Here is a 1,310-nt window from a genome sequence, read left to right on the forward strand (position 1 = left end):
CAGCTAAAGGTCTTTTTGAGCACACTCTAGAAGACCTTTAGCTGTCCCTTGATAGCTGGTTACCGAGTTAATACGGACCTCACGCACAGGTACTGCATCAAGATCAAGATTGATACTTTGTTCTGCCATGCTTTACCTTTCGAAGAAAATGAATACAGACCTCTCCTATATGAGCAATGAGAGAAAACTTTGTCTTAGACAGGCAAAATCACTGCGCTGGGACAACCGCACCGTTGTAGGTTTCCTCTATGAATTGCTTCACATCATCTGAGCGCAAAACTTCAACAAGTTTGGTGATGGCTTCGTTGTCTTGATTTTCAGGTCGGACAACAATAACGTTGGCATAAGGGCTATCAGAACTTTCACTAAACAGCTTGTTAGAGCTGATTCCTGATTCTAGGTAGCGATTGGTATTGGTGATATAAAGGTCAAAGCTTTCCCGTGTGGGGATAATCTGCGCTGCATCAAGCTCAACTATTTCAATAGACTTTATATTGTTCGTAACATCTTCTTTAGAGGCCGAAAGACTGTCTTTAGCACTATCAGAAAGTTCAATAAAGCCATTGTCTTCAAGTATCTTGAGCGCCCGGTATTCATTAGTCGCATCATTGGGTATGCCAACTTTTGCGCCATCTGGGATATCATCCTTACTTGTATATATATCAGAATAGGCAGTAATGGGCTCGACATGGATGCTGCCGGCGCTTACGAGATCACCGTTATTTTTTTCATTCCATTCATCAAGATAAGGCACATGTTGATCGTAGTTAAAGTCAATTTCTCCATCTTCGGTTTTTTGGTTAAGCGTTTCATCGGGTGCTGTCGATACGATATCAAGCTTTATCCCATCTGCTTCAAGTGTTGGCTCCGCATAGGCAAGGATTTCAGCGTGAGGCGAAGCATCTGCAATAGCTTTGAGCGTATAGGTACCATCTGAATCTGCTGTAATAGGATGAGTATTTGAGCTGGCCTCATTTGAAGAGGACTCCTCACCATCTGCAGATGAGCAGGCTGAAAGCAGTGTTAATCCAAGGCTTCCTACAGCAAGACTAGCAAAGTGGCGTCGTGTAATAGCAGCGCTATACACATTATGATTTTCAATAATTGACATAGAATTCTCCCTATCAATTGCCTCTACAGGGCAAGGGCGTAAACTTAAAAAGTTAAACGAGAGCGCGACGGCGAAGCTCTCTATGAGATAGACCGTTTCCTACTAGTTGTACCAATGAGACCAGCACAAGCAATGCATAAACTGCAGCAAGTAACACATCATGTTCGAAGCGTTGATAGCCAAAACGGACGGCAATGTC

Annotated in this window: 2 protein-coding genes; both read right to left on the bottom strand. The window is 43.1% G+C overall.

Annotated features, from left to right (window positions below):
- Positions 1–3 precede the first annotated feature (3 nt).
- The gene (locus tag Q7P22_RS13020; RefSeq protein ID WP_303864827.1) at positions 4–129 is read right to left on the bottom strand and encodes a hypothetical protein; all 126 of its coding nucleotides are present in this window, start codon (positions 127–129) and stop codon (positions 4–6) included.
- 79 nt (positions 130–208) lie between these two features.
- Positions 209–1,111, bottom strand: a complete 903-nt coding sequence (locus Q7P22_RS13025) for a MetQ/NlpA family ABC transporter substrate-binding protein (protein WP_303864828.1) — start codon at positions 1,109–1,111, stop codon at positions 209–211.
- Positions 1,112–1,310 lie beyond the last annotated feature (199 nt).

Origin of the sequence: Alkalibaculum bacchi, assembly GCF_937875145.1 — a bacterium.
In the GTDB taxonomy this organism is placed as follows: Bacteria; Bacillota; Clostridia; order Eubacteriales; family Alkalibacteraceae; genus Alkalibaculum; species Alkalibaculum bacchi_A.